This is a genomic window from Mycobacterium sp. (genome assembly GCF_965229105.1).
Lineage (GTDB): Bacteria > Actinomycetota > Actinomycetes > Mycobacteriales > Mycobacteriaceae > Mycobacterium.
Genome location: NZ_OZ245858.1, coordinates 135,320 through 157,928 on the forward strand (window position 1 = coordinate 135,320; position 22,609 = coordinate 157,928).

The window sequence follows — 22,609 nt, forward strand, 5'->3', positions numbered from 1 at the left end:
CGATTTTCCTGACAACACAGGCTGTGAGCAATGCAAACGACCGTCGGCCAGTAGGCTTTCGGTGGCCGGGATGAGTTTGCCGGTTCGCAGGTGAAGGGATGGTCGGGATGATCAAGGCGTCGCGAAGTCTGCGTTATGCCCTCGTGGTGTTGGGTGTCACCACTGTGGCACTGGCGACCACGACCACCACCGGACAGGCGGCCGTCCCAACGCCGATGCCTGCGGTTGCCGCAGTCAGCCCGGCGGCCGGTGACCTCGTCGGAGTGGGTATGCCGGTCACCGTCACATTCGCCGGACCCGTCGCCGATCGCACCACCGCCGAGCAGTCGATCCACTTCGTCTCGCCGAAGGACGCCACCGGCCGGTTCGAGTGGACCACCCCCGCAAGCGTCCAGTTCACCCCCGACACCTACTGGCCCGCGCACTCCCAGATCAAACTGTTCGCCGGTGGGATGCCGATGAGTTTCGGGACCAACGCCGCGGTGGTGGGCGTCGCCGACCTCTCGGCGCATACCTTCACCGTCAGCATCGACGGCCAGGTGGTGCGCGATATGCCCGCCTCGATGGGTAAGCCGAACCACACCACACCAATTGGCTCCTTCACCGCGTTGGAGAAGCAGTCCCCCGTGGTGATGGACTCCCGCACCATCGGTATTCCGCTCAGTGACCCCGAGGGTTACAAGCTGACCGTCTACGACGCGGTCCGCGTCACCTGGGGCGGCGTTTACGTCCACGCCGCGCCGTGGTCGGTGGCTTCGCAGGGCGTGGCGAATGTCAGCCATGGCTGCGTCAACCTCAGCCCCGACAACGCTGCCTGGTACTACGACACGGTCAGTATCGGCGACCCGATCATCGTTCAGGCCTGACACTGATGGCGTGTTCCGGACACGCGCTGATCGCCTCCCGGACCGCCCCGGCGAACTGCCCCGGTATCTCGCCAGCCATCGCCTCGGCATAGCCGTCGTCGGTCAGGGTGAATACCTCAGGGCACAGGCCCACGCACACCCCGTGACCGCCGCACCGGTCATCGTCGATGACCACCTTCATCAAGCCGGGTCTCTCTCGGCCGTTCCGGCGGATACGACGTCGAGGTTCAGCTCGGTCAGGCCGCGCAGGATGAACGTCGGAACGTAGTGCAAGCGACGCGCGTCGGCGGGACCGTGGTGTTCCTCGGAGATGGTGATCGCGCTGGTTTTGGCAAGGAGTCGCTCGATGCTGACCCTGGCCTCCGCCCGCGCCAGCGGAGCACCGGGGCAGGTGTGCACCCCGCGACCGAAAGCGATGTGGCGGCGGGCATTTGAGCGCGCAACATCGAATGTGTCCGGATCCTCGAACTGGCGCGGGTCACGATTGGCGGCACCGTTCATCACCATCACCGTGGTGCCAGCCGGTATATCGACGCCCCCGATGGTGATCGATCGCCGGGCCAACCGGAAGTCACCTTTGACCGGGCTCTCCAGGCGCAACATCTCCTCGACGAAATTGGCGACGCGGTCGGGTTCGCTACGTAGCAGTTGCTGCAGATCCGGTCGCTCGGCGAGCATCAGCAAGGCACCGCTGAGTAGCCGGACGGTGGTCTCCTGGCCTGCGGTGTACAGGTTGGCCGCGATCCGGACCACATCCATCACCTCCGGTGTGGAACCGTCGGGGAAGGTGGCAGCCGCCATCTCGGTGAGCGCATCGGCGCGGGGCGCACGGCGGCGGTCCTCGATGTACCCGGAGAACTTCTCATACAGGTATTCCAACGGACTGTGGGTCATCGAACCGGAACCGGTGCTGCCAACCCCACCTTGGCGATGGTCCATCCTGGTGGCGAATTCAGCTCGGTCTTCTTCGGGGACGCCGAGGAGATCGGCGATGACCGCCAGGGTGAACGGTGCGGCGAACCCGCGGATGTAATCGCCACCGCCAGAGGCCAGGTACGGCTCCAGGTAATTGTCCGCGTGACGCCACATGAATTCTTCGTTGGCCTTGAGCCGCTTGGGCGTGATCAACCCCATCAGCAGCGCGCGGTGCGCGGTATGGGTGGGCGGATCCATCACCGTGACCTGATCGCTGAACGGCAGCTCATCGCGGTGCTCGTCGATGAGCTGCGACACCTCGTCATCGGAGCGACCCTCGAGCGGCACCGGGAAACCGGGGAACGGCCCGGTGACCGCCGAACAGGACGAGAAATTCTCTGAATCACCGAAAACCGCCAGCGCCTCGTCGTAACCCGTCACCATCATCACGTTTTTGTGGGGTTCGCGCCGCACCGGGCAGCCTTGGCGCATCGCCGCCATATACGGATACGGATCGGCGACGAGGGTCTGATCGGTGAAGAAATCCAGCTGCTCAAGTTCGGTCATCGTTTTCGCTTCCACTTCGTCGTGCTAGGGCACCGCGGCCTGGTCGTTCACTCGCTCGCCTGAGACTAGCCGATCGTCAAGCCATCTGCTTTACGATCGACTAGTAAGCTACTATACGATCGACAAGGAACAAAGGAGGAAATGATGGCTTCTGCCGCAGTAGTCGCGACCACCGGCGGGATCGACACCCGGCAGCGACTGATCGATGTCGCCGTCGACCTCTTCACCAAGTACAGCTACGCGGGCACCTCTCTGCAGATGATCGCCGATGAGCTTGGTTTCACCAAAGCTGCTATCTACCACCATTTTCGGACCCGTGAACAACTTCTGGATGCTGTGGTCGAGCCCATCCTTGAGCGCCTACGGGTGGTCGTCGAGGCCGCCGAACACATGCGCGGCACCCATGCCAGGGCCGATCACATGCTCAATGGATTCGCCGAGTTGGCCGTCGAAGACCGCGTTGTCGCGGTGTTGGCCGCGGACCCCGCAGTCGCCGAAATGCTGCGCACTCGACGCGTCTGGGACGAGCTGATCGACCGCCAGATGGCCCTGCTCGCCGATGTCGAACCGGGCCCGGGCGGCATGGTCAAGGCGGCCATGGTGCTGGCCGGTATCGCCGGGGCCTCTGGACCCAATTTCGCGGGCCTGGCCCGCGACGATCTGCGCCGCTACCTCGTCGAGACAGGACGGCGAGCGTTGGGGCTGCGCGCCCCGCGCACCACCAAGCTCACTACGCCCGATGCGTCCTAGCCGACTCCAGACTCCATATCTACCAACCATTTTCGAATAACGGGCCAGTCCGCCCCATTGGAAGGAAGTGTCATGTCAACGTCGAATGCCGCCGCGAAAGTCGCCTCGAAAGTCGCCATCGTCACCGGCGGCGCATCGGGCATCGGTAAGGCCATCGCCACCCGACTCGGCGCGGACGGCTTCCAGGTCGCCGTCTTCGACCTGAATCCCGGTGACGCGCCACATTCCTATGCCGTCGACGTCACCGACCGAGCACAGATCGACGCCGCGCTGAAGAGCATTCACGAGGAACTGGGCCCGGTCGCGGTCCTGGTCAACGCCGCGGGACTGGATGGGTTCAAGCCGTTCCTGAAGATCTCGTTCGAGGAATGGCAGAAGGTGGTCAACGTCAACCTGCACGGCGTCTTCCACATCATCCAGGCCGTCCTGCCCGACATGATCGATGCCGGCTGGGGGCGCATCGTGAACATCTCGTCATCGAGCACGCACTCGGGCACCCCGTTCATGACGCATTACGTCTCGGCCAAGTCCGCTGTCAACGGGCTGACCAAATCACTGGCCCTGGAGTACGGACCGAAGGGCATCACCGTCAACGCCGTGCCGCCAGGTTTCATCGACACCCCGATGCTGCGCAAAGCCGAGGAGCGGGGAAACCTCGGCGATATCGAGAAGACCATCGCCGCGACGCCGGTCCGGCGGATTGGCAAGCCGGAAGACATCGCGGCGACGTGTGCATTTCTGGTCTCCGAAGAGGCCGGCTACATCACCGGCCAGATCATCGGCGTCAACGGCGGGCGCAACACCTGACCGGCGCGATCTAAAAGCCGCTGAAGATTGTCAGTTGGCAGGCGGCTGCGGCCTGTCGCAGCGGGACGGCCTTCTGGTACTCCTCGGAGTGGTACCAGGCTTTGGCCGCCTCGAGGGACTCGAACTCCATCAGGACCACCTGGCCTTGTCCGTCACCTTCGGCGAACTCGGCGTTGGGGTCCATCGCGAGGATCTTGATCTCGGGTGAAAAGGATTTCGCGGCCTGCGCCATATAGGCCTTCATGCCTTCGGGATCCTTGATGTCTTCGCTGACGACGACGTAACCCTTTGGCATAACTCTCCTTGGCCCGATGCGGGTCTCCTTGGTGAGAATCCCGCTCTCATACACGGGCGATGAGATTTCCAGACGGCGGCGGCATCGTCAATATCCAAAGGCGGTGAGCGTTTTCGCGTGAATACCCACACTCGCCAAGGTTGCCGACTGGCGATCTGCCGTGCGCAGGTGCTGGCCGAGTGGAATCATCCCCGACGTGGCCACCGACTCAGCACAGACCATTGCCTACCCAGCTCCAGGAGCGCGGCCGCTGCGGCACGATAGCGACGCGCTCGAACCACACGTCATCGTGTTGTTCGGCGCCACCGGCGACCTGGCCAAACGCAAGCTACTTCCCGGGATGGCCTATCTCGTGCAGTCGGCCTTGGCGCCCGAGATCCGGGTGGTGGGCACGTCGCTGGAAGAGCTCACCGACGACGAATTTCGCACCCTGACCAAAGAGGCTGTTGACTCCTTCGGCACTCACAAGCTGACCGACGAGCAGTGGGCCGCTTTCGCCAATCGGATCACCTACGTCCCCCAGGGCGACGGTCCCGACGCACTGGCGGCGGCGGTGGCCGCCGCCGAAGCTCAACTTGGCCCCGACGCCCGCAGGCTGCACTATCTGTCCGTTCCGCCCAAGGCCGCCAAGGCCGTCATCACCATGCTCAAGGAAGCCAACCTCGTCGAGCGATCGCGCGTGGTGATGGAGAAGCCGTTCGGCACCGATCTCGCCAGCGCGATCGAGCTCAACGATTTCGTGCACGAGACGTTCCGTGAGCGCCAGATCTTTCGCATCGACCACTTCCTCGGTAAAGAGGCCGCCCAGAACATCCTGGCGTTCCGCTTCGCCAATGGCCTGTTCGAGCCCATCTGGAACCGCAACTTCATCGACCACATCCAGATCGACATCCCCGAGACCCTCGGCCTCGACCAGCGGGCGAACTTCTACGAGAGCACCGGCGCGTTCAAAGACATGGTGGTCACCCACCTGCTGCAGGTGATGGCCTTCGTGGTGATGGAACCGCCGACGGCACTGGAACCGCGTGCGATCAGCGAGGAGAAGAACAAGGTTTTCCGGTCGATGCTGCCGATCCAGTGCGACCATGTGGTTCGCGGGCAGTATGCGGGATACCGCCAAGAGGCCGGTGTGGCAAGGGATTCCGATACCGAGACGTTCATCGCCCTCAAAGTCGGTATCGACAATTGGCGCTGGGCCGGGGTACCGATCTACCTGCGCACGGGTAAGCGGATGGCCGAGGGGATGCGCATCATCTCGATCGCGTTCAAAGAGGCCCCGCGGACGATGTTCCCCGCCGGTTCCGGTGTCGGCTCCCAAGGTCCTGATCACCTCACCTTCGATCTGGCCGACAGCTCCAAGGTGTCATTGTCGTTCTATGGCAAGCGACCAGGACCTGGGATGAAACTCGACAAGCTCTCCATGCAGTTCTCCACACAGGAGACCGACTCCCAGGGCGATGTGCTGGAGGCCTACGAGCGGTTGATCCTGGACGCGATGCGCGGGGATCACACGCTTTTCACGACTGCCGAAGGTATCGAGTCGCTCTGGGAGCGGTCGTCGCAGCTCTTGACGGATCCGCCGCCGGTGAAGGTCTACCCGCCCGGCACGTGGGGGCCCAACGCCATCCACCAATTGATCGCGCCGAATGCCTGGCGACTGCCCTTCGAGCGGGCCTGGCGCGAGAAGAAGGAGAAGTAGCGGCCCGTCACCCCTGGGGAGCGTTGGTCACCACGGTGTACAGCGCCGCGATGAGACCATCTTTGACCAAGGCCACGTCGAGGCCGCTGACCACGACCTGCCCGCCGGGGGGAGCGAGGGTCCAGGCCAGGTAGCCGAATCCTGGCAGCTCATGGACCGGCCCGTCGGCCGAGAACTCCATCCCGGCCAACGTAGCGATCAGTGCGGTTGCTTTGGCACTCAAGGCTTCTCGACCCGTCGACACACCTTCGGCGTCGGTCCACTCGACGTCAGGAGCGTACGTACGGGCGATCGCCGTAGCGCGCCTCTGCTCGTCGGGTTCATTGAAAACGTCGAACAGGTTCGCGTTCATCAAGGCAACAATTTCGGACGTGTCTGACATATCTCTCCAGGGTCGGGATCGGAACTACTTACCTACAGGTTGATGAGGTCCATCTCATCTGGGCGTGTGCCGCCGATCGGCTGAGAGATCAGGCTCAGCGTCGTCAGTGGGCCACCGAATTGCTGGAGGAGACCGCCTTCGTCGTTGCGGCCCAGGTCGACTGCGGCGAATCCCAACGCGGTGATCAACTCGCTCACCGCCATGTTCGCGCCAGAGTCGTTGCCGGACAGAAACAAGACGCGACGGCCGCCATGGCTGTCGGCCGGATCGCGGGCAAGCACCTTGGCCCAGGTGGAACCGAATGACTTGACGACGCGGGCGTTCACCGCCCACTCGGCCACCAGGTCCGACGAGGGGCGTCCGTCCAGGTCAGCCGGCGAGAAGTCGGCGTAGTCGATGGCGTTGGTGGCGTCGACGACGATGCGCTGACTCCAGTCAGGTATCAGCTCGACAAGAGCGCGGACGGCTTCGAAAGGCACGGCCAGAATCACCACGTCGGCGTGCAGCGCCCTCGCCACCTCCGTCGGGATGATCGTCGGCCCAAACTGCTCGACGAGACGCCCCACGGCGGCCACTCCTCTGGCGGTAGCCACCTGGACAGGTAGCTGGGCTCGCGCAAATTGCTGTGCGAGGGCCGAACCGATGTTGCCGGAGCCGATGATGGCATAGGTCATCGCAGATCTTTCCCTACGTTGTGCGCTTATTTTGTGTCGATCGTTATGAAATAACACACCGGAGCGTAACAGATTACGTAACGATCGACACAGAACCGTAGACTCGTCGTCATGGCCCGCCCCCGAGAGTTCGATCGCACCACCGCGCTTCGACAGGCCATGGACGTGTTCTGGGAGAACGGCGGATTCGACCGCACATCGGTCAGTCAACTGACGGCCGCAATGGGAATCTCTTCACCCAGCCTGTACGGCGCGTTCGGCGGCAAGCGCGAGTTGTACGACGAGGTGGTCGAGGCTTACGCCCAGCGTCCCACCGTCCCCGTTGCGCAGGCCCGCAGCGCACCGACTGCAGAGAAGTTCGTTGAGCAGACACTGAAACTTGCGGTGGCGGAGTACACCAGCGAAGAACATCCGCACGGCTGCCTGATCAACTCCGATCCTCTGCTGGCCGATCGGCGCGACGAGGGGCGGGCTGCGATTGCCGACCGCCTGAACACGGCCTCCGACCGCCCGGATTTCGCCGATCCCGACGACCTCGCAGAATTCATCGTCGTGCTCCTCAATGGCTTGGCCGCACGTGCGCGCGACGGCGTACCTCAGGCACGCCTCCGCGCGGTCGCCGATATTGCGTTGCGCGCCTGGCGGCCGGATTAGCACGGGTTTTTGGCACACTGGACGCCAAACTAGAACGCGTTCTAGATTTGACGTCGGGATTCGGCTAGCCTGCCACGAACCCAGGAACCCAGGAGTGCCATGACCGGCTCAGTCAGTTTCAACCTGTCGACAGTGTTTTCCACCGTCGCAAATGCCATCCCGGATCAGCCTTTCCTGGTGTGGCGCGACAAGCGCCTGAGTTACGCACAGGTCGATGCCAGGATCGACGGTGTCGCGCACTACTTGGCGGCCGCCGGCCTCGGCTGTCATGCCGAACGCGCCGATCTTGCGGGTCACGAATCGGGTCAGGACCACCTCGGCCTGTACCTGCGGAACGGCAACGAGTACCTCGAGGCGATGATCGGCGGCTACCGCGCCCGAGTTGCGCCCTTCAACGTGAGCTACCGCTACGTCGAAGAAGAGTTGCTATACCTGCTCAACGACTCCAAAGCCGCCGCGCTGGTCTACAACGCCGAGTTCGCCCCGCGCGTCGCCGCCATTCGCGGCAAGCTGCCAGACCTCAAGGTGCTCATCCAGGTCGCTGACGAGTCCGGCCATGAGCTGCTGCCCGGCGCTGTCGACTACGAGTCGATCACCGCGACACCGGGCCCTGCGGCGGGACTGCCCACGCCCAGCGGTGACGATCTCTATCTGCTCTACACCGGCGGAACCACCGGTATGCCCAAGGGCGTGCTGTGGCGTCAGCACGACATCTTCATTTCGGCCATGGGCGGCAAGCCATTTGGCAGCGACACCCCGCACAGCTCGTATGACGCCATCGGCGCGCAAGCGCAGCAGGCCGCCGGAGCGATGTCGATGCTGATGATTCCGCCGTTCATGCACGGCGCCGCGCAGTGGGCGGCGTTCCACGCCGTCACCATGGGCGGTCGGCTGGTGATCCCCGACGATGTCGACCGGTTGCGGCCCGAGGCCGCGCTGCGCCTGGCGGAGCGGGAACGGGTTTTGAGCATCCCGGTGGTCGGCGATGCGATCGCCCGACCGTTACTGGATGAACTCGAGAAAGGCGACTACGACCTGTCCGGGTTGGTCACCTTCAGCAACGGTGGCGCACCGCTGTCTCCGACGGTGCGAGAACGCATTCTGGCCGCACTCCCGCACATCATGTTGTTGGACGCAGTCGGTTCTTCGGAGTCCGGTATGCAGATGACGACGATGGCGGCTGCCGGAACCGCCCCCAGGGCAGCGACATTCACACCCCAGGGCGATACGACCGTCATCGCGTCGGACTACAGCCGCGTGCTGGATCCCGGCGACGGCGAAGGCTGGCTGGCCCGTCGCGACCTCATCCCGCTGGGGTACCTGGGCGACGCAGCCAAAACCGCCCGCACCTTCCCGACCATCGACGGCGTGCGCTGGTCAGTCCCCGGCGATAAGGCAGTCATCCTCGCCGACGGCAGCATCGAGCTGCTCGGTCGTGACTCGGTCACCATCAACACCGGCGGCGAGAAAGTCTTCGCCGAAGAGGTTGAGCGCGCAATTGCCGCGCACCCAGGTGTGTACGACGTCGTCGTTGTCGGCCGCCCGTCGGAGCGCTGGGGCAGCGAGGTGGTGGCGATCGTGCAGTTCGCCGACGGCACCTCGGCCACCGACGAAGAGCTCGTCGAGGTGTGTACGCGAAGTATCGCGCGCTACAAGATCCCGAAGGCGTTCATCCACACCGCCAAGGTGGTGCGCTCACCCGCAGGTAAGGCCGACTACCGGTGGGCAAAGGCAATCGCGGCCGAGAGCCTGGTGACCACCTCATGACGACCTTGCAGCGCTACACCGACCGCCGCGTGCTGATCACCGGGGGCGGTTCCGGTATCGGCCAGGCCAGCGTGCTGCGCATCCTCGACGAGGGTGGTCGGGTAGTCGCGGCAGATATCAGCGAATCAGGGTTGTCGGACACGGCCACCAAGGCCGGAGCGCACGGCGACCGACTATCGACGGTGCGCATGGACGTCGGAGACGAACAGTCGGTGCGGGCGGGGGTGGCGGCCGCGGTGGCGACCCTGGGCGGGCTGGACACCCTGGTCAACGTCGCAGGCATCCTGCGCTCATCGCATTTCCTTGACACGACGCTGGCCGATTTCGAGCAGGTGCTGCGCGTCAACCTCATCGGGACCTTCCTGGTGACGCGCGAAGCGCTGCCCGCCCTACGCAACGGCGTCGGACCCGCAGTGGTCAACTTCAGCTCCACCTCCGCATCGTTCTCTCATCCGTACATGTCGGCCTATGCCGCATCCAAGGGCGGTATCCAGGCGATGACGCACTCGTTGGCCCTGGAATTCAGCAAGGACGGCATCCGCTTCAATTCGGTTCAGCCCGGATCGATTTCGTCGGGGATGACCGACGGCACCGGAGAATCCAAACAAAGTGTCGGCCCGGGCCTGCCCGATGACGCCGACTACTCCCTGTTCGGGAAGATCATGCCGGTGCTGCCGTTGGCCGACGGGGGCATGTTCGCCCAACCCGACGCGGTCGCCGCGGCGGTGGCGATGCTGGGCTCCCCCGACGCCTATTTCATCAGCGGAACCGAGCTACGGATCGACGGCGGAACGCATATGTAGGCTCTGTACCGGCGGGGGACCAACAACGGAAGGTCGGCGTTGAACCCCACCACAGAAGCCGGGGTTGGGTTCCGTTCAGAGCGCGGCCCAGTCCTGATCTCGATCATGCTGAGCGTCGGCCTGGTCGCCATCGATGCAACAGTGCTGGCGACGGCGATACCGTCCATCGTCGGCGAGTTGGGCGGCTTCCAACAGTTCCCCTGGCTGTTCTCTGCCTACCTCCTTGGGCAGGCAGTCACCACGCCGATCTACGCGAAACTCTCCGACCTGTTCGGCCGTAAATCGATTCTGTTGCTGGGTATCGCTCTGTTCCTGGTGGGCTCGATACTGTGCGCGCTGGCCTGGAACATGTTTGCGTTAATTGCTTTTCGTGCTATCCAGGGTCTCGGCGCGGGCGCGGTCCAACCGACGGCCATGACGATCGTCGGCGACATCTACACGTTGGCCGAACGCGCCCGCGTACAGGGCTACCTGGCCAGCGTGTGGGCGGTGTCCTCGGTTATCGGACCGATGCTGGGCGGCGTGTTCTCCCAACTGGGTATCTGGCGTGGTGTGTTCCTGATCAACATCCCGCTCTGCCTGATGGCAGCGTGGATGTTTCACCGGCACTTCCACGAGACAATCACACCCAAGCACCGGAAGGTCGACACACTGGGCGCGGTACTGCTGGCCGCAGCGCTGACGTCGCTGGTATTGGGCGTCCTCGGCGGCGGTGAGAGCTGGGCCTGGCTGTCACCGCAGAGCATCGCGGCGTTCGCCGCGGGCGCGGTCCTGTTGGCGTCGTTCGTCGTCGTCGAACGCCATGCCGCTGACCCAGTGCTGCCGCTGTGGGTATTTTCCCGGCGTCTCCTGTGCGCGACCACCATCGTCGCGTTCGGCGTGGGCGCTATCCTGATGGGTCTGACATCCTATGTACCCACGTATCTCGAAGGCGCCCTGCGGGTTTCGCCCATTGTCGCTGGACTTGCCTTGGCCGCACTGACGATCGGCTGGCCGTTGGCGGCCAGCGTGGCAGGGAAGTTCTACCTGCGATGGGGTTTCAAGTCGACGGCGATGGCGGGCGCCGCACTGGTGATCGTCGGGGCATCCGTGCTGGCGCTGCTGGCCCATCGGCCCAACGTCGCTGTGATCGCGACGGTTTGCTTCGTGATCGGTGTCGGGATGGGGCTGCTGGCCGTCCCGACTCTGATCGCGGCACAGTCCAGCGTCGACTGGCATGAGCGCGGCGTCGTGACCGGCAACAACATGTTTGCGCGCTCATTGGGTAGTGCCGTCGGCGTCGCCGTCTTCGGCGCGATCGCGAACTCGATTTTCGGGCCCGGCGATCTCCACGCGATCGGAGCGGGAGCCATCAAATCAGGCTCAGCGGCGGTGTTCACCGGGGTACTGATAGTTGCCGTGGTGACTGCCGTCGCGGTCCTCGCTATGCCGCGTACCCCGCCACTCCCCTAGGCTTCCGGGATTTCGATGCCGCACTGCTCGCGGGTGACGGCTTCTGGCTCCGACTGCCGCGCAGGCCGGCGTACGTTTGGGCCATGCCTCTCACTCCACCCATGGCCCGTGAACTGGGCGATATCAGAGAAACTCTTGGGCGTGGACTATTCGGGCTGGTGGCAGGTAAGGATGGGCCGGCGAACCGCGCGCGTATCCATGACACCCCCGGCCCACGCTGGTTCGCCGAGGACCGGCCGATCCGGCAGGTCCACGGTGACGCGTCGATGTTCGTCGGCGGTCTGCGGGCGCTGCTGTTCCAGTCGTTGCATCCGCTGGCGATGGCCGGGGTGGCCGAACATTCGGACTACCGCGGCGATCCGTGGGGCCGCCTGCAACGCACCAGCACCTTCCTCGCCGTCACTACCTACGGTCCTGCCACCGACGCCCAGCGCGCCGTCGACAAAGTGTGCGGTATCCATCGGCGGGTCCAGGGCACCGCGCCAGACGGGCAGCGGTATCACGCGTCGGATCCACATCTGTTGGAGTGGGTGCATATCGCCGAAGTGGACAGCTTCCTGCTGGCGTATCAGCGCTACGGCGCCGGGCACCTCGACCAGGCCGGCCGTGACGGCTACGTGGCAGACACCGCAACGGTCGCCGCCGCGCTTGGCGTACCGGATCCACCGCGCACCGAACAGGAACTGCGCGCCCGCATAGCGGCCTACCGACCCGAGTTGCGCGGCACCGCTGCGGCTCGCGATGCGGCGCGGTTCCTGCTTCTCACCCCGCCGCTACCGGTACTGGCCAGGGCGCCGTATGCGCTGCTCGCCGCCACCTCGGTGTCGATGCTGCCCGCCTGGGCTCGGCTGCCCCTGCGGCTGCCTTACCTGCCACTCGTGGAGGCGACCGGGATACGTTGGGCCGGTAGCACTCTCGTCGGTGGCCTGCGCTGGGCCATGGCGGCCGGACGCGAGGCCTAGAAACGCGCACACAGACCGCGCGGGGTATCTGTCAAACCAGGTACCAGCAGTGCCTCCCGCGCGGGAGCGTGCACCTCTACCGTTGACAGGCATGAGCACGATGGACTCGCGCGGTGAGATCCGGGAATTCCTCAGCTCGCGGCGCGCACGCATCAATCCCGAACAGGCGGGGCTTCCCGCCTACGGCGGCAACCGCCGGGTCAAGGGCCTGCGGCGCGAGGAGGTGGCCCTGCTCGCAGGCGTCTCGGTGGACTACTACGTACGGATGGAGCGCGGCAGCCTCGGTGGTGCCTCCGACGGCGTCCTCGACGCAGTGGCCTCAGCGCTTCAGCTCGACGAAGCCGAGCGGGAGCACCTATTCGCATTGGCCAGGGAAGCTGGACCGGGCAGCACTCGCCGCAGACGCAAGACCACGTCCACTGTCCGTCCGGTGCTGCAGCAGGTCCTCGATGCTGTCAGCGACGCACCCGCGTGGCTTCGCAACGGCCGTCACGACATACTGGCGATGAATCAGCTTGCCCGCGCGCTGTACGCCCCCGTGCTCGCCGACCCGCGGCGACCGGCGAACACCACCCGGTTCATTTACCTGCAGCCCCAAGCTGCCGAGCAGTTCTTCGTCGACTATGACCAGATCACCCGCGACGCCGCCGCAATGCTGCGCCTTGAGGCTGGCCGCAACCCGCACGATGAGGAACTGATCGCGTTGATCGGCGAATTATCCACGCGCAGCGAGCTTTTCCGGAAGCGATGGGCATCCCAGGACGTGCGGTTCCATCGCTCGGGCCGCAAGCGGCTGCGCCATCCCGCGGTTGGGCAGCTCGATCTCGATTTCGAGGCCATGGAAGTGCCGTCCGAACCGGGCCTGGCGCTCAACATCTACACCGCCGCCGCGGGCACACCAGCATCCGACGGTCTGAAACTGTTGGCATCCTGGGCGGCCAGTCACGAGAACCTGCCCTCGGAACAGACCCGTCACCTCAGCTAGCGGGGTGCGGCGTACCTAGATAAGGAAACTCGGTCAGGGTGTCGGTATGTGGTGACAAGCCGGACGGCGGAATGTCTCCCTTCGAAAGGAAATGCAGCCGGTAGTCGATGACGTCATCGGTGAACACCCGGCCGTTCGGGTATTCGGCCGGCCGCGAGGTGTCGAAGTGCAGCATGTCGGGCAGGGTGCCCTCGTCGTCGATGGCCGCCACCGCCTCGTCCTCGGTGTAGCCGCCGGTATGGCCCATCAGGTGTACGAACTGCCCAGTCCAGCGTTCTTTGTCATGCACCGGCTCGCTGGCGTTGTACTCCAGCTTGGTGTCGTCGGTATTGAAGAAGCTGCTGACCGACGGGTGCCCGGCCCGATCAACGTGTTCGAGTGCGCCGTCGTGCCGCAGACTGCACCGGCCCCAGATCCGGATATCCGGGTTCGCGCCGAGCAGGCTGGTCGGCACCTCGATCACCATCGAAAAGACATTGGCCTCGGTATTGGAATCCGTTCCTGTCCAAGGCGGTTCGCCGGACTTGGTCATCGCAGTGAAGTTGCGTCCACCACTGGTGTCAAACAGGTTCTTGACGCCATCAAAGTCGAAGAAGAACGCATCGCTGCGGGCACCAGCGAAGAAGGTCAGCTCGCCGGACGTGGCGATATTGGGCTGCGGCCCGAAGGACACCTCGACGTCGGCGAAGACTTTGGTTCCCACCGCCTCGACATCGCGCGCCTGCTCACCGGTTGCCAGGTAGACATCGACGGTCTGGCGGCCGTCAACCGGAGTCGAGAACACACAGCTGAACGCTACGTCGTTCAACAGGTCGCCGTCGTTGTCGACCGCCAGCCGGTAGATCGCGTCGGGGTGCAACGGTCCCGCGGTCGGGTTGGCGTTGAGGATCAACACGGTCCTGGCCGGATCGCTGGGCGATTGGAAGGCGTACAGATCACACAGATCCAACCGCTGATCGCCAAGAGGTGGTCCCAGATCCAGCCCGGTGAAGTGATTCGACACGATAGCCCTCTCGATGAGCCAGCCGTTGGCCAAGAAAATCAGACTAATCGGCGCCACCGAATCCGGGAAGCACGTTTCCCCGCTGTTCAGGAACGTTGTGGACGTTGGCGTAACAGATCGTCATCCATCTCCGACAGCACTTGTGACAGTTGTGTCAATTGATGCAAATGGGACACTGGGAGGTCGGCGGAAATGGCTACACAGCGTAGGTATCTGTCGTCGTTTGCGCGGGAAGCGCACTGCCTGAGCTTGCCGCCTGCCACGGAAGCCGCATGGGATTGGCAGCTGCAGGGCAAATGCCGAGGCGCAGCCGCCGAACTCTTCTTCCCCGACGACCACGCGACCACGGAGCGGCGTCGGCACGAGAACGCGGCGAAAAGCCTCTGCCGGCAGTGCCCCGTCCTGCAGCAGTGTCGCGATCACGCCCTGCGCACCCCGGAGCCGCATGGAATCTGGGGCGCGATGACGGCCAGAGAGCGCGCTCGCCTCCTGACGGTGCGACGGGCGCCGGCGGTCTGAACGCCGCCACCGGAGCCGCGCTGCGGAAAGCCGATCTGCCATCGGCGTTTACCGCGGGAAGTCACGGGTAAGCACCCAACGCTGCCTGCTTCGTTTGCAACTGAGCATCGCCGGCCCCGACAACCAAAGTCGCCGGCGCACGCAGCGCTCTATCAGCGCGGCACAGAGCTGAGCGAACAGCGATGTGCCCGGATGCCAACTGCCCCATCGTCGTTCGTTGTGCCTGTGGATCGGCGCACGGCGGCAACAGAGGAGAACCATGTACCTGCACACCCAGCAACTCATCAACGATATCGCTGTTGACGAGCCCGATCCCGCCGCCGCTAACGCCCTGCAGGAAGGCCTCGGCGGCCAGTTCGGCGAAATGCGCACGATGATGCAGTACCTCTTCCAGAGCATCAACTTCCGCGGGGATGCCGCCTCAAAGCCCTATAAGGACCTGATCCAGGGCGTCGGAACCGAGGAGATCAGCCACGTCGAGTTGATCGGTACCACCATCGCGCGACTGCTGGACGGATCACCCGAGTACAGCGGCAAGAAGACCGACCCCGTCGACAAGCCGGGCGACAAGGGTGCGACGCCGTTGAAGATCGCCCTGGACACCGGGAACATCCACCACTTTCTCGTTGGCGCGCAAGGTGCTCTCCCCGTGGATGCGGCCGGCAACCCGTGGCTTGGCTCCTACGTCTACAACAGCGGCAACCTGGTGCTCGATCTGCTGTACAACCTGATGCTGGAGTCGACCGGACGACTGCAGAAGTGTCGGATCTATGAGATGACCGACAATAAGGCGGCTCGTTCCACGATCGCCTACCTGATCGTCCGCGATCAGGCGCACGAGAACGCCTTCGCCAAGGCGCTGGAGAGCCTGGGCGTCAATTGGGGTGCCGCACTGCCGATTCCCAAGACCAACGCTGAGCGGTTCCCCGAGGTGAAGAAGCTCACCGATATGGGTCTGCAAAGTATCCAGTACACCTTCAGCTCCGACGATCAGAGCCAGGCTGACAAGTTGTACCGAGGGGCGTCACCGTCGAATGACGGTACCGAGCTCAGCACCGCCGTGATGCCAGAGGGATTCCCGATGACCATCGCCCCTGAACGTCGCGAGGAGTTCGCGCCCGGTTTGGACAAGGACCTGCTGGCGCTCATCCAGGCCACCGCCGAGGTCGAGATCGCTACCAACGGCGCAGCGGAGTAAAGACGCTCAGGCGGGCCGCCATCAGCTGATCCCCGTGACCTCTGCGGGGCGGTACACCCCGGCGCCGGTGACGAACGGCAGGTTCAAGGTGGTGGCGATACCCGCCGGTGCGGCGATCACCGCCGGTATCGAGTTCACGATGCGCCCGGCGGCGGCGAGGATCGCCGCATAGGGGGCACCACCATGTTGGCTGGTCGGCACGATATCGACGAAGTAGGACGGCTCGCCGGTGATCTCGACCCGATACGAACCGCCGGGGTGGGCCGGCTGCGCCCAGTCTGGGCGCAGGTCCGCGCGCAACCGCGTGACGTGCTCGACCACAATGGCGGGCTGACCCTTCACCAGGCCCTCGATCTGGAACCGCAGAGCCGCCACGGTGCCTTTGGCGATATGCCCGACAGCGACGTCGAAATCCTCCGGCGCCGGTTCCTGTTCGACCGAATCCCTGATCTCGTCGACCTCGATACCGAGGCCCGCGGCGAGCTGACGGATCGCGGTACCCCAGGCGATGCTCAGGACTCCCGGCTGGAACAGGATGGGAAAGTCGCCGATAGCGTTGCCGAATCCCATGACGTCGAACATCACCGTCGCACCGTCATAGGTGGCGTAGTCGGCGATCTCCATCGTGCGGATCTGTTCGATTCGTTGGCACGTGCTGGCAATCGCCAGTGGAAGCAGGTCGGTACCGAAGCCAGGATCCACGCCGGTGATAAAGATGGTCGAGTTACCTTGGCCGGCCGCATCTTCCACTCGGCCGATGTATTTGTCCGGGATCACGCCCCACGGATACTGGAGTACACCGGGCGCCGATCCGACGACATTGATTCCGGCCGCGAGGAATCGCATGACATCGGCCATCGCCTCGGGCATCCGGGTGTCACCGTCCGCGGTGTACACCAGGCAATCCGGTGCGGTGGCCAGGGCTGCATCCACCCCCTTGGTGGCGATGATCCCGGTGACCCTGGCGCCGCTGCCGACTCCCGCAAGCTCACCGGCGTCCTTGCCGACCTTCTCGTCGGAGGAGACGCCGACCGCGGTCAGCTCGAACCGGGGGTCCTCGATGAGTTGCGCCAGCGCCAGGCTGCCGCAGTTGCCGGGACCGATTAACGCAACACGGATGGCCATGGATGGAAGTATGCGGGGCCTGTCGCAAAATTGGAACAGGTTCTAGTTCCATTTTTGGCTTGCGGTAGCCTGACCGGTCATGGGACGCGTGGACGGAAAAGTCGTACTCATCAGTGGCGGTGCACAGGGGATGGGCGCTTCGCACGCGCAGATGCTCGTCGCCGAGGGCGCCAAGGTGGTGATCGGCGACATTCTCGACGATAAGGGTCAGGCACTCGCCGATGAGCTCGGGGACGCCGCACGCTACGTGCACCTCGATGTCACCGAGGCTGACCAGTGGGATGCCGCGGTCGCGGTGGCCAATACCGAATTCGGTGGACTCACCTCGCTGGTGAACAATGCCGGGATCGTTGCACTTGGCAAGATCGGCAAGTTCGACATGGTGAAGTGGCAGAAGGTCATCGACGTCAACCTGACCGGCACCTTCCTGGGCATGCAGGCCGTCGTCGAGTCGATGAAGACCGCGGGGAACGGGTCGATCATCAACGTCTCGTCGATCGAAGGTCTGCGCGGGGCGCCGATGGTGCACCCCTATGTGGCGTCGAAATGGGCCGTCCGCGGTCTGTCCAAATCTGCGGCAATCGAGCTGGGTAAGTTCAATATTCGGGTCAACTCGATCCATCCCGGCTTCATCCGCACGCCGATGACCAAGCATTTCCCCGAAGATATGGTCACCACTCCCCTCGGCCGGCCCGGGCAATCCCCAGAGGTGTCGACCTTTGTGATCTTCCTGGTCAGCGACGAGTCGTCATACGCGACCGGCAGCGAGTTCATCATGGACGGCGGCCTGACCACCGATGTGCCGCACAAGGACCTCTTCTAGAGGTAGCGCTGGGCGAGCCGCCTGCGATGCGCTGCGGGCGAGCCGAACAGTGACCGGTTCAGTGCGGCCCGCTTGAGGTAGGCGTGCACGCCGCTTTCCCAGGTGTAGCCGATACCGCCCTGCAATTGCATGGCGGTTCCGACCACATCGACTGCCATCGCACACGCGTAGGCCTTGGCCATCGACGCCGTGGTGCCTGCATCGGGGTCACCGTCGGCGACCGCGCCGATCCCGGCGTCGACGAGCTGGCGGGCCACCGAGATCTGCACCAGCATGTCGGCGCATAAGTGTTTGACTGCCTGGAACGACCCGATGGGTCGGCCGAACTGCTGCCGCACACCGGCATACGCCACCGTTGCGGTCAACATGGCCTGTGCGACGCCTAAGCTGTCGCAGGCAATGGCGATGGCCGCTCGGTCGACAAGCCCCCGCACGCCGGCCGCCGGATCACCGTCGAAACGCCACACCGATGCTGCGGCGGTATCGACGGCCTCGGCCGTGACCGATGCCAGTCGCCGGGTTTCGTCGAGCGCGGGTCGGGCCGTCACCGCCAGGGTGTCCGCGGGTGCGGCGACGATCACCGGCGTCCCGTCGGGATCGGCAGCCAGCAGCAGTAATTGGTCTGCCCCCTGAGCGTCAGGAACGAAATCCGACCGCCCGTTCAGCTGCCATCCGGTGGAGCTGTCGATGACGGTGAACGGCGCATCGGCCGAGGCGGTCTCGTGATCAGGCGAGAGTGCCACCGCAACGCGTGCTGTTCCCGCGGCGATCTGAGACAACAGCTCGTCACGAGAAGGGTTGGCCTGCAATGCCGTCAACGCAGCTACACCGAGCACAGCACTTCCCAGATAAGCACTGGTGGCCGCAGCCCGGCCCAGTTCCTCTGCGATGACGGCGACCTCGCGGAATGTTACCCCCGCGCCACCGAGTCGGTCAGGTACCTCCAGCCCGGTCCAGCCGGCTTGGGCCAGCACCGGCCACGCCAGCTCTGCGCCACCCCCCTTGGCCAACAGATCACCTGCGACCGAACGCAGTTCATCGTGAATATCGTCGAAATCGCCCGCCATCAGACGGCGCTCGGTTCCCGGGGCAGACCGAGGCCACGCTCACCGATGATGGTGCGCTGGATTTCGCTGGCCCCGCCTGGAATGGTCCACTCCCAGGAGCCGATGAAATCGAGCACCCAGGAACCCGATTCCCAGCCGCTCGACATCGGCTTGGCGAGCTGGGTGTGGGCGGCCAGTCCCGCGATTTCGGCCCCGAAGTCGGTCAGGCGCTGAAGCAATTCGCTGTAGAACAGCTTGACGATCGATGCATCGGCGGGGCCGGTTTTACCCGTCGCCCCCTCTTCGCTGCTCTCCACCAATCTGCGGCACAACCCCCGCAGCCCACTGATCTCGATCTCGAACTGAGCCAATCGATCCTGCACCGCATGGTCGTCGATGGGCCGTCCCGACGGGCGGGCGCGCGCGCATTCGTCCACCAGCCAACGGAATCCGGCATTGCCAAGTCGTTCCGCTAGCTCAAGCATCGTCATACCGCGCTCTGCGCCCAACGTGGCCTGGGCCACCTGCCAGCCTGCGTTTTCCGCACCCACGAGGTTGGTGGCCGGGACCCGCACATCATTGAGGAAAATCTCGCAGAAGTGCGACTCACCGATGGCATTCCGAATGGGCCGAACATCGATGCCCGGTGTCGCCATATCCATCAGAAAATACGAAATACCCTTGCGTTTCGGTGCGGTCGGATCGGTGCGGGCCAGCAGCAGACACCAGTCGGCGTGCAGACCGCCGCTGGCCCAGAGCTTTTGGCCGTTGACGACGAACTCGTTGCCGTCCCGACGTGCGGTCGTCCGCAGCGACGCCAGGTCCGAACCCGCCTCGGGTTCGGAGAATCCCTGCACCCAGATCTCACCGCCGAGGATCGCAGGCAGGTGCCGGTGGCGCTGTTCGTCGGTACCGGCCACCAGCAGCGTGGACGCCGCATGATGGATCCCGACAAAAGCCAGCACCAACCGGGGAGCGTCATGTGCTGCCAGTTCCTGGTACAGGATGATCTGCTCGGCCACCGACATTCCGCCGCCCCAGTCCCGCGGCCAGTGCGGCACAGCGAATCCCGCCTCATGCAACTCGTCGAACCAGGCCTTCTGGAAGGCCACGAATTCACCGTCGTTGACGTCGGTCTGGGTTTGTCGCCAATCGGTGGGCACGTGCTGCGCACACCAGGCCCGCACCTCAGCGCGGAACGCCTCGAGGCTTGCGGTCACGAGGTGAACAATCCGGTGAGGCCGCGCCTGCCGACCCTTCGGGTCAGGGCATCGCTGGTGGCCGAAAGCCCCAGCGGCAGCCGCCGCAGCGGTTGGCTGTAGCGCGACAGCCACGATAGCGTGGTCTCATCGCAGAAGCCGACCGCACCGTGCAACTGATGGCACACCCGGAAGACCACTTCAGCCGCCTCGATAGCCGCTAGCCGCAACGCCAACGCATCATCAAGTGCTGCTTGCTGTTCCGATCCGCAACTCCATAGCGCATACTTGGCCAGCACCTCCAGGCCGCTGCGTTCGACTTCGGCGTCGGTCAGCTGGAACTGCACACCCTGAAACGACGCCAGGGGCTGGCCGAACTGCCTGCGCAACTGCACATGCGCGGTGGTCAGCTCGATCGCCCGGTCGAGCATGCCGAGCAATGTCCAACAGGGCAGCACCAGTCCCAGCGAAATATCGTCGGCGCCGGCATCGTCGATCGCTGACAGCCGCAACCCGGACGTGAAGGCCGGGCCCATCGTCGTGGTGCCAACCACGGTGCTGCGGCGGCCGGTCAAAGTCACTGCTGCCCAGCGACCTTCGAGGCCAGCAAGTATTCCGGCCGGGGCGTTATCGGCAATGACAACCAGACCGTCGACATCGAGGTCCGCCGGTTTCGCCAGCCGTTCGGCCACTGGATACGGCAGTGCCCAGTAACCGGCGGCCCGGCACAGGGCGGCGGCCGCTTCCAGCGAGTCGCCGTCGGAGCGCGCCTCCAGATCCCAGGCCCCCAGCTCGGCCAGGACCGGCGCCACCAGAGCTTCCCTGCCCTCGGGTTTGACTTCGGCGTCCTGGACCAGTCGGTCTCCACCGGCGGCTTCGAATGCCCGCACCGCCAGCCGCCCATACTCGGCAGCCTCGCCGCTGAGGTCGAGTCTCATCGCCATCAGAGGCCCGCCAGCATCGCCCGCGACAGCAGAATACGTTGCATCTCAATACTTCCCGATGACACCGTGGCGGCCTGCGAGTAGCGCCAATGGTCTTCGACCTCGTGACGGAAGAAGCGAGCAGGCTCTCCGTCGGCAGGTGCGGCGGCCGCTATCTCCATCAGCACCTCCGCACTGTCCTGGTCCAGTTTGGTCACCGCGATCCGATACCCGGCCGCGTCCGCCGGTTTGACCCGCCCCGAGCTCTGCACATCGACCAGCCGGTAGGCGAGCAGCCGGGCGCGGCGACAGTGCATCAACATCCGGGTCCACCTGTTGCGCAGGGCTTCCGGCAGCTGGTCCCACGCCGGACCGAGTACATCGGGTGCTGCGGCCAGAAGCCGTTCGCAACGGGCATATCTGGCAATGCCGACCCGTTCAAACGCCAGCACATCCTGCACGATCGACCAACCGCCGTCGATCTCGCCGAGCACATCTGCCTCGGTCACCCGCAGATCGTCGAAGAACACCTCGTTGAGGTGATGCGGGCCCATCATGGCGCGAATCGGACGCACCTGGATTGCCGGATCGGACATCGGCACCAGGAAAATTGTCAGTCCACTTTGTTTCTTGCGCCCACCCGCGGGATCCCATTTGGTTGTCCTGGCCAGCAGGAAACACCACTGCGCCATCGTCGCGTAGGACGTCCAGATCTTTTGTCCGCTGATCAACCAGCCGGCTGAACCGTCTTCGGCACGACGTGCCGTGGTTCGCAGCGAGGCCAGATCCGAGCCGGCCTCCGGCTCCGAAAAGCCCTGGCACCAAATCACTTCGCCGCGACCGATGGGCGGCAGATGGCGACGCTGCTGCTCCGCTGTGCCGTGGCGCATGATGATGGGGCCCACCCAGTTGACACCCATGTACTGCGCCCCGCGTGGTTCGTGGTGCGCCCACATCTCTTCGCGCACCACGGTTTGTTCCCACGCGGAGGCACCGCCGCCGCCGAACTCTGTGGGCCAGGACAGACACAGCAGCCCCTTATCGGCCAGGACGCGGCAGAATGACTGCGCCGCTTCCAGATCCGCGGGGTTGTCGGTGAAGGCGCCGACGAAATCGGCGGGCATATGATCACGCACCAGGGCACGTAACTCGGCGCGCAGAGCGGTGGCACGCTCACCCATGTCGAAGTCCATGG

General features: G+C 64.6%; 24 protein-coding genes. 13 read left to right on the forward strand and 11 right to left on the reverse strand.

All coding sequences use genetic code 11. The features are described 5' to 3' along the window. Positions 1–98: 98 nt before the first annotated feature. Positions 99–866 (forward strand): L,D-transpeptidase, encoded by a 768-nt coding sequence (locus tag ADBZ9O_RS00635; RefSeq protein WP_526527557.1) that lies wholly within the window; start codon positions 99–101, stop codon positions 864–866. Here the strand turns inward: ADBZ9O_RS00635 and ADBZ9O_RS00640 are convergent. Both ADBZ9O_RS00640 and ADBZ9O_RS00645 read right to left on the reverse strand, forming a co-directional pair. After that, positions 850–1,047, reverse strand: coding sequence for a ferredoxin (locus ADBZ9O_RS00640; protein ID WP_526527558.1), 198 nt, complete (start codon positions 1,045–1,047; stop codon positions 850–852). The genes ADBZ9O_RS00635 and ADBZ9O_RS00640 overlap by 17 nt on opposite strands. Beyond that, positions 1,047–2,348 (reverse strand): cytochrome P450, encoded by a 1,302-nt coding sequence (locus ADBZ9O_RS00645; RefSeq protein ID WP_526527559.1) that lies wholly within the window; start codon positions 2,346–2,348, stop codon positions 1,047–1,049. The genes ADBZ9O_RS00640 and ADBZ9O_RS00645 overlap by 1 nt, the downstream gene beginning before the upstream one ends. Before the next feature lie 144 nt (positions 2,349–2,492). On the opposite strand from ADBZ9O_RS00645, the gene ADBZ9O_RS00650 reads away from it, so the two are divergent. Further along, positions 2,493–3,098, forward strand: coding sequence for a TetR/AcrR family transcriptional regulator (locus ADBZ9O_RS00650; protein ID WP_526533750.1), 606 nt, complete (start codon positions 2,493–2,495; stop codon positions 3,096–3,098). Positions 3,099–3,170: 72 nt separating this feature from the next. Beyond that, positions 3,171–3,905: an SDR family NAD(P)-dependent oxidoreductase gene (locus tag ADBZ9O_RS00655; protein ID WP_526527560.1), complete on the forward strand. Its 735-nt coding sequence runs from the start codon at positions 3,171–3,173 to the stop codon at positions 3,903–3,905. Between the two features lie 10 nt (positions 3,906–3,915). Here the strand turns inward: ADBZ9O_RS00655 and ADBZ9O_RS00660 are convergent, their stop codons facing one another. After that, positions 3,916–4,200, reverse strand: a complete 285-nt coding sequence (locus ADBZ9O_RS00660; RefSeq protein ID WP_526527561.1) for a DUF1330 domain-containing protein — start codon at positions 4,198–4,200, stop codon at positions 3,916–3,918. A gap of 196 nt (positions 4,201–4,396) precedes the next feature. Here ADBZ9O_RS00660 and zwf point away from each other — a divergent pair, with 196 nt between their 5' ends. Further along, positions 4,397–5,899 (forward strand): glucose-6-phosphate dehydrogenase, encoded by a 1,503-nt coding sequence (gene zwf / locus ADBZ9O_RS00665; RefSeq protein WP_526527562.1) that lies wholly within the window; start codon positions 4,397–4,399, stop codon positions 5,897–5,899. Between the two features lie 7 nt (positions 5,900–5,906). On the opposite strand, the gene ADBZ9O_RS00670 is transcribed toward zwf, so the two are convergent. Next, positions 5,907–6,281, reverse strand: a complete 375-nt coding sequence (locus tag ADBZ9O_RS00670; protein ID WP_526527563.1) for a nuclear transport factor 2 family protein — start codon at positions 6,279–6,281, stop codon at positions 5,907–5,909. Positions 6,282–6,313: 32 nt separating this feature from the next. Then, complete coding sequence (locus ADBZ9O_RS00675; protein WP_526527564.1) at positions 6,314–6,955, reverse strand: NADPH-dependent F420 reductase; 642 nt, start codon at positions 6,953–6,955, stop codon at positions 6,314–6,316. Positions 6,956–7,066: 111 nt separating this feature from the next. Between ADBZ9O_RS00675 and ADBZ9O_RS00680 the strand changes: the two genes are divergently transcribed. The 6 genes from ADBZ9O_RS00680 (at position 7,067) to ADBZ9O_RS00705 (ending at position 13,578) form a co-directional block, all read left to right on the forward strand. Beyond that, a complete protein-coding gene (locus tag ADBZ9O_RS00680; RefSeq protein WP_526527565.1) occupies positions 7,067–7,609 on the forward strand; it encodes a TetR/AcrR family transcriptional regulator in 543 nt (180 codons plus the stop codon). Positions 7,610–7,708: 99 nt separating this feature from the next. Then, positions 7,709–9,376, forward strand: a complete 1,668-nt coding sequence (locus tag ADBZ9O_RS00685) for an AMP-binding protein (RefSeq protein WP_526527566.1) — start codon at positions 7,709–7,711, stop codon at positions 9,374–9,376. Continuing rightward, positions 9,373–10,179 (forward strand): SDR family NAD(P)-dependent oxidoreductase, encoded by an 807-nt coding sequence (locus ADBZ9O_RS00690; protein WP_526527567.1) that lies wholly within the window; start codon positions 9,373–9,375, stop codon positions 10,177–10,179. Before ADBZ9O_RS00685 ends, ADBZ9O_RS00690 begins: the two co-directional genes overlap by 4 nt. A gap of 39 nt (positions 10,180–10,218) precedes the next feature. Next, positions 10,219–11,631 (forward strand): MFS transporter, encoded by a 1,413-nt coding sequence (locus tag ADBZ9O_RS00695; RefSeq protein WP_526527568.1) that lies wholly within the window; start codon positions 10,219–10,221, stop codon positions 11,629–11,631. Positions 11,632–11,714: 83 nt separating this feature from the next. Next, positions 11,715–12,593 carry an oxygenase MpaB family protein gene (locus ADBZ9O_RS00700; RefSeq protein WP_526527569.1) on the forward strand — a complete coding sequence of 293 codons (879 nt, stop codon included), beginning with the start codon at positions 11,715–11,717 and terminating at the stop codon, positions 12,591–12,593. Positions 12,594–12,684: 91 nt separating this feature from the next. Beyond that, the gene (locus tag ADBZ9O_RS00705) at positions 12,685–13,578 is read left to right on the forward strand and encodes a helix-turn-helix domain-containing protein (RefSeq protein ID WP_526527570.1); all 894 of its coding nucleotides are present in this window, start codon (positions 12,685–12,687) and stop codon (positions 13,576–13,578) included. On the opposite strand, the gene ADBZ9O_RS00710 is transcribed toward ADBZ9O_RS00705, so the two are convergent. Beyond that, positions 13,571–14,581 (reverse strand): DUF4331 family protein, encoded by a 1,011-nt coding sequence (locus ADBZ9O_RS00710; RefSeq protein ID WP_526533752.1) that lies wholly within the window; start codon positions 14,579–14,581, stop codon positions 13,571–13,573. The two genes, ADBZ9O_RS00705 and ADBZ9O_RS00710, sit on opposite strands and share 8 nt — an antisense overlap. 192 nt (positions 14,582–14,773) lie before the next feature. On the opposite strand from ADBZ9O_RS00710, the gene ADBZ9O_RS00715 reads away from it, so the two are divergent. Further along, entirely contained in the window at positions 14,774–15,100 is a 327-nt protein-coding gene (locus tag ADBZ9O_RS00715; protein ID WP_526527571.1) for a WhiB family transcriptional regulator, read from the forward strand. A gap of 259 nt (positions 15,101–15,359) precedes the next feature. Then, positions 15,360–16,298, forward strand: a complete 939-nt coding sequence (locus ADBZ9O_RS00720) for a manganese catalase family protein (RefSeq protein ID WP_526527572.1) — start codon at positions 15,360–15,362, stop codon at positions 16,296–16,298. 21 nt (positions 16,299–16,319) lie between these two features. On the opposite strand, the gene ADBZ9O_RS00725 is transcribed toward ADBZ9O_RS00720, so the two are convergent. After that, positions 16,320–17,423, reverse strand: coding sequence for an NAD(P)H-dependent amine dehydrogenase family protein (locus ADBZ9O_RS00725; RefSeq protein WP_526527573.1), 1,104 nt, complete (start codon positions 17,421–17,423; stop codon positions 16,320–16,322). 79 nt (positions 17,424–17,502) lie between these two features. On the opposite strand from ADBZ9O_RS00725, the gene ADBZ9O_RS00730 reads away from it, so the two are divergent. Continuing rightward, positions 17,503–18,246 carry an SDR family oxidoreductase gene (locus tag ADBZ9O_RS00730; protein WP_526527574.1) on the forward strand — a complete coding sequence of 248 codons (744 nt, stop codon included), beginning with the start codon at positions 17,503–17,505 and terminating at the stop codon, positions 18,244–18,246. On the opposite strand, the gene ADBZ9O_RS00735 is transcribed toward ADBZ9O_RS00730, so the two are convergent. The 4 genes from ADBZ9O_RS00735 to ADBZ9O_RS00750 are packed head-to-tail and all read right to left on the reverse strand — an operon-like array spanning position 18,243 to position 22,607. Next, a complete protein-coding gene (locus ADBZ9O_RS00735; protein WP_526527575.1) occupies positions 18,243–19,313 on the reverse strand; it encodes an acyl-CoA dehydrogenase family protein in 1,071 nt (356 codons plus the stop codon). The two genes, ADBZ9O_RS00730 and ADBZ9O_RS00735, sit on opposite strands and share 4 nt — an antisense overlap. Continuing rightward, a complete protein-coding gene (locus tag ADBZ9O_RS00740) occupies positions 19,313–20,512 on the reverse strand; it encodes an acyl-CoA dehydrogenase family protein (protein ID WP_526527576.1) in 1,200 nt (399 codons plus the stop codon). Before ADBZ9O_RS00740 ends, ADBZ9O_RS00735 begins: the two co-directional genes overlap by 1 nt. Continuing rightward, positions 20,509–21,429: an acyl-CoA dehydrogenase family protein gene (locus tag ADBZ9O_RS00745; RefSeq protein WP_526527577.1), complete on the reverse strand. Its 921-nt coding sequence runs from the start codon at positions 21,427–21,429 to the stop codon at positions 20,509–20,511. Before ADBZ9O_RS00745 ends, ADBZ9O_RS00740 begins: the two co-directional genes overlap by 4 nt. Before the next feature lie 5 nt (positions 21,430–21,434). After that, the gene (locus ADBZ9O_RS00750) at positions 21,435–22,607 is read right to left on the reverse strand and encodes an acyl-CoA dehydrogenase family protein (protein WP_526527578.1); all 1,173 of its coding nucleotides are present in this window, start codon (positions 22,605–22,607) and stop codon (positions 21,435–21,437) included. Between the last annotated feature and the right edge of the window lie 2 nt (positions 22,608–22,609).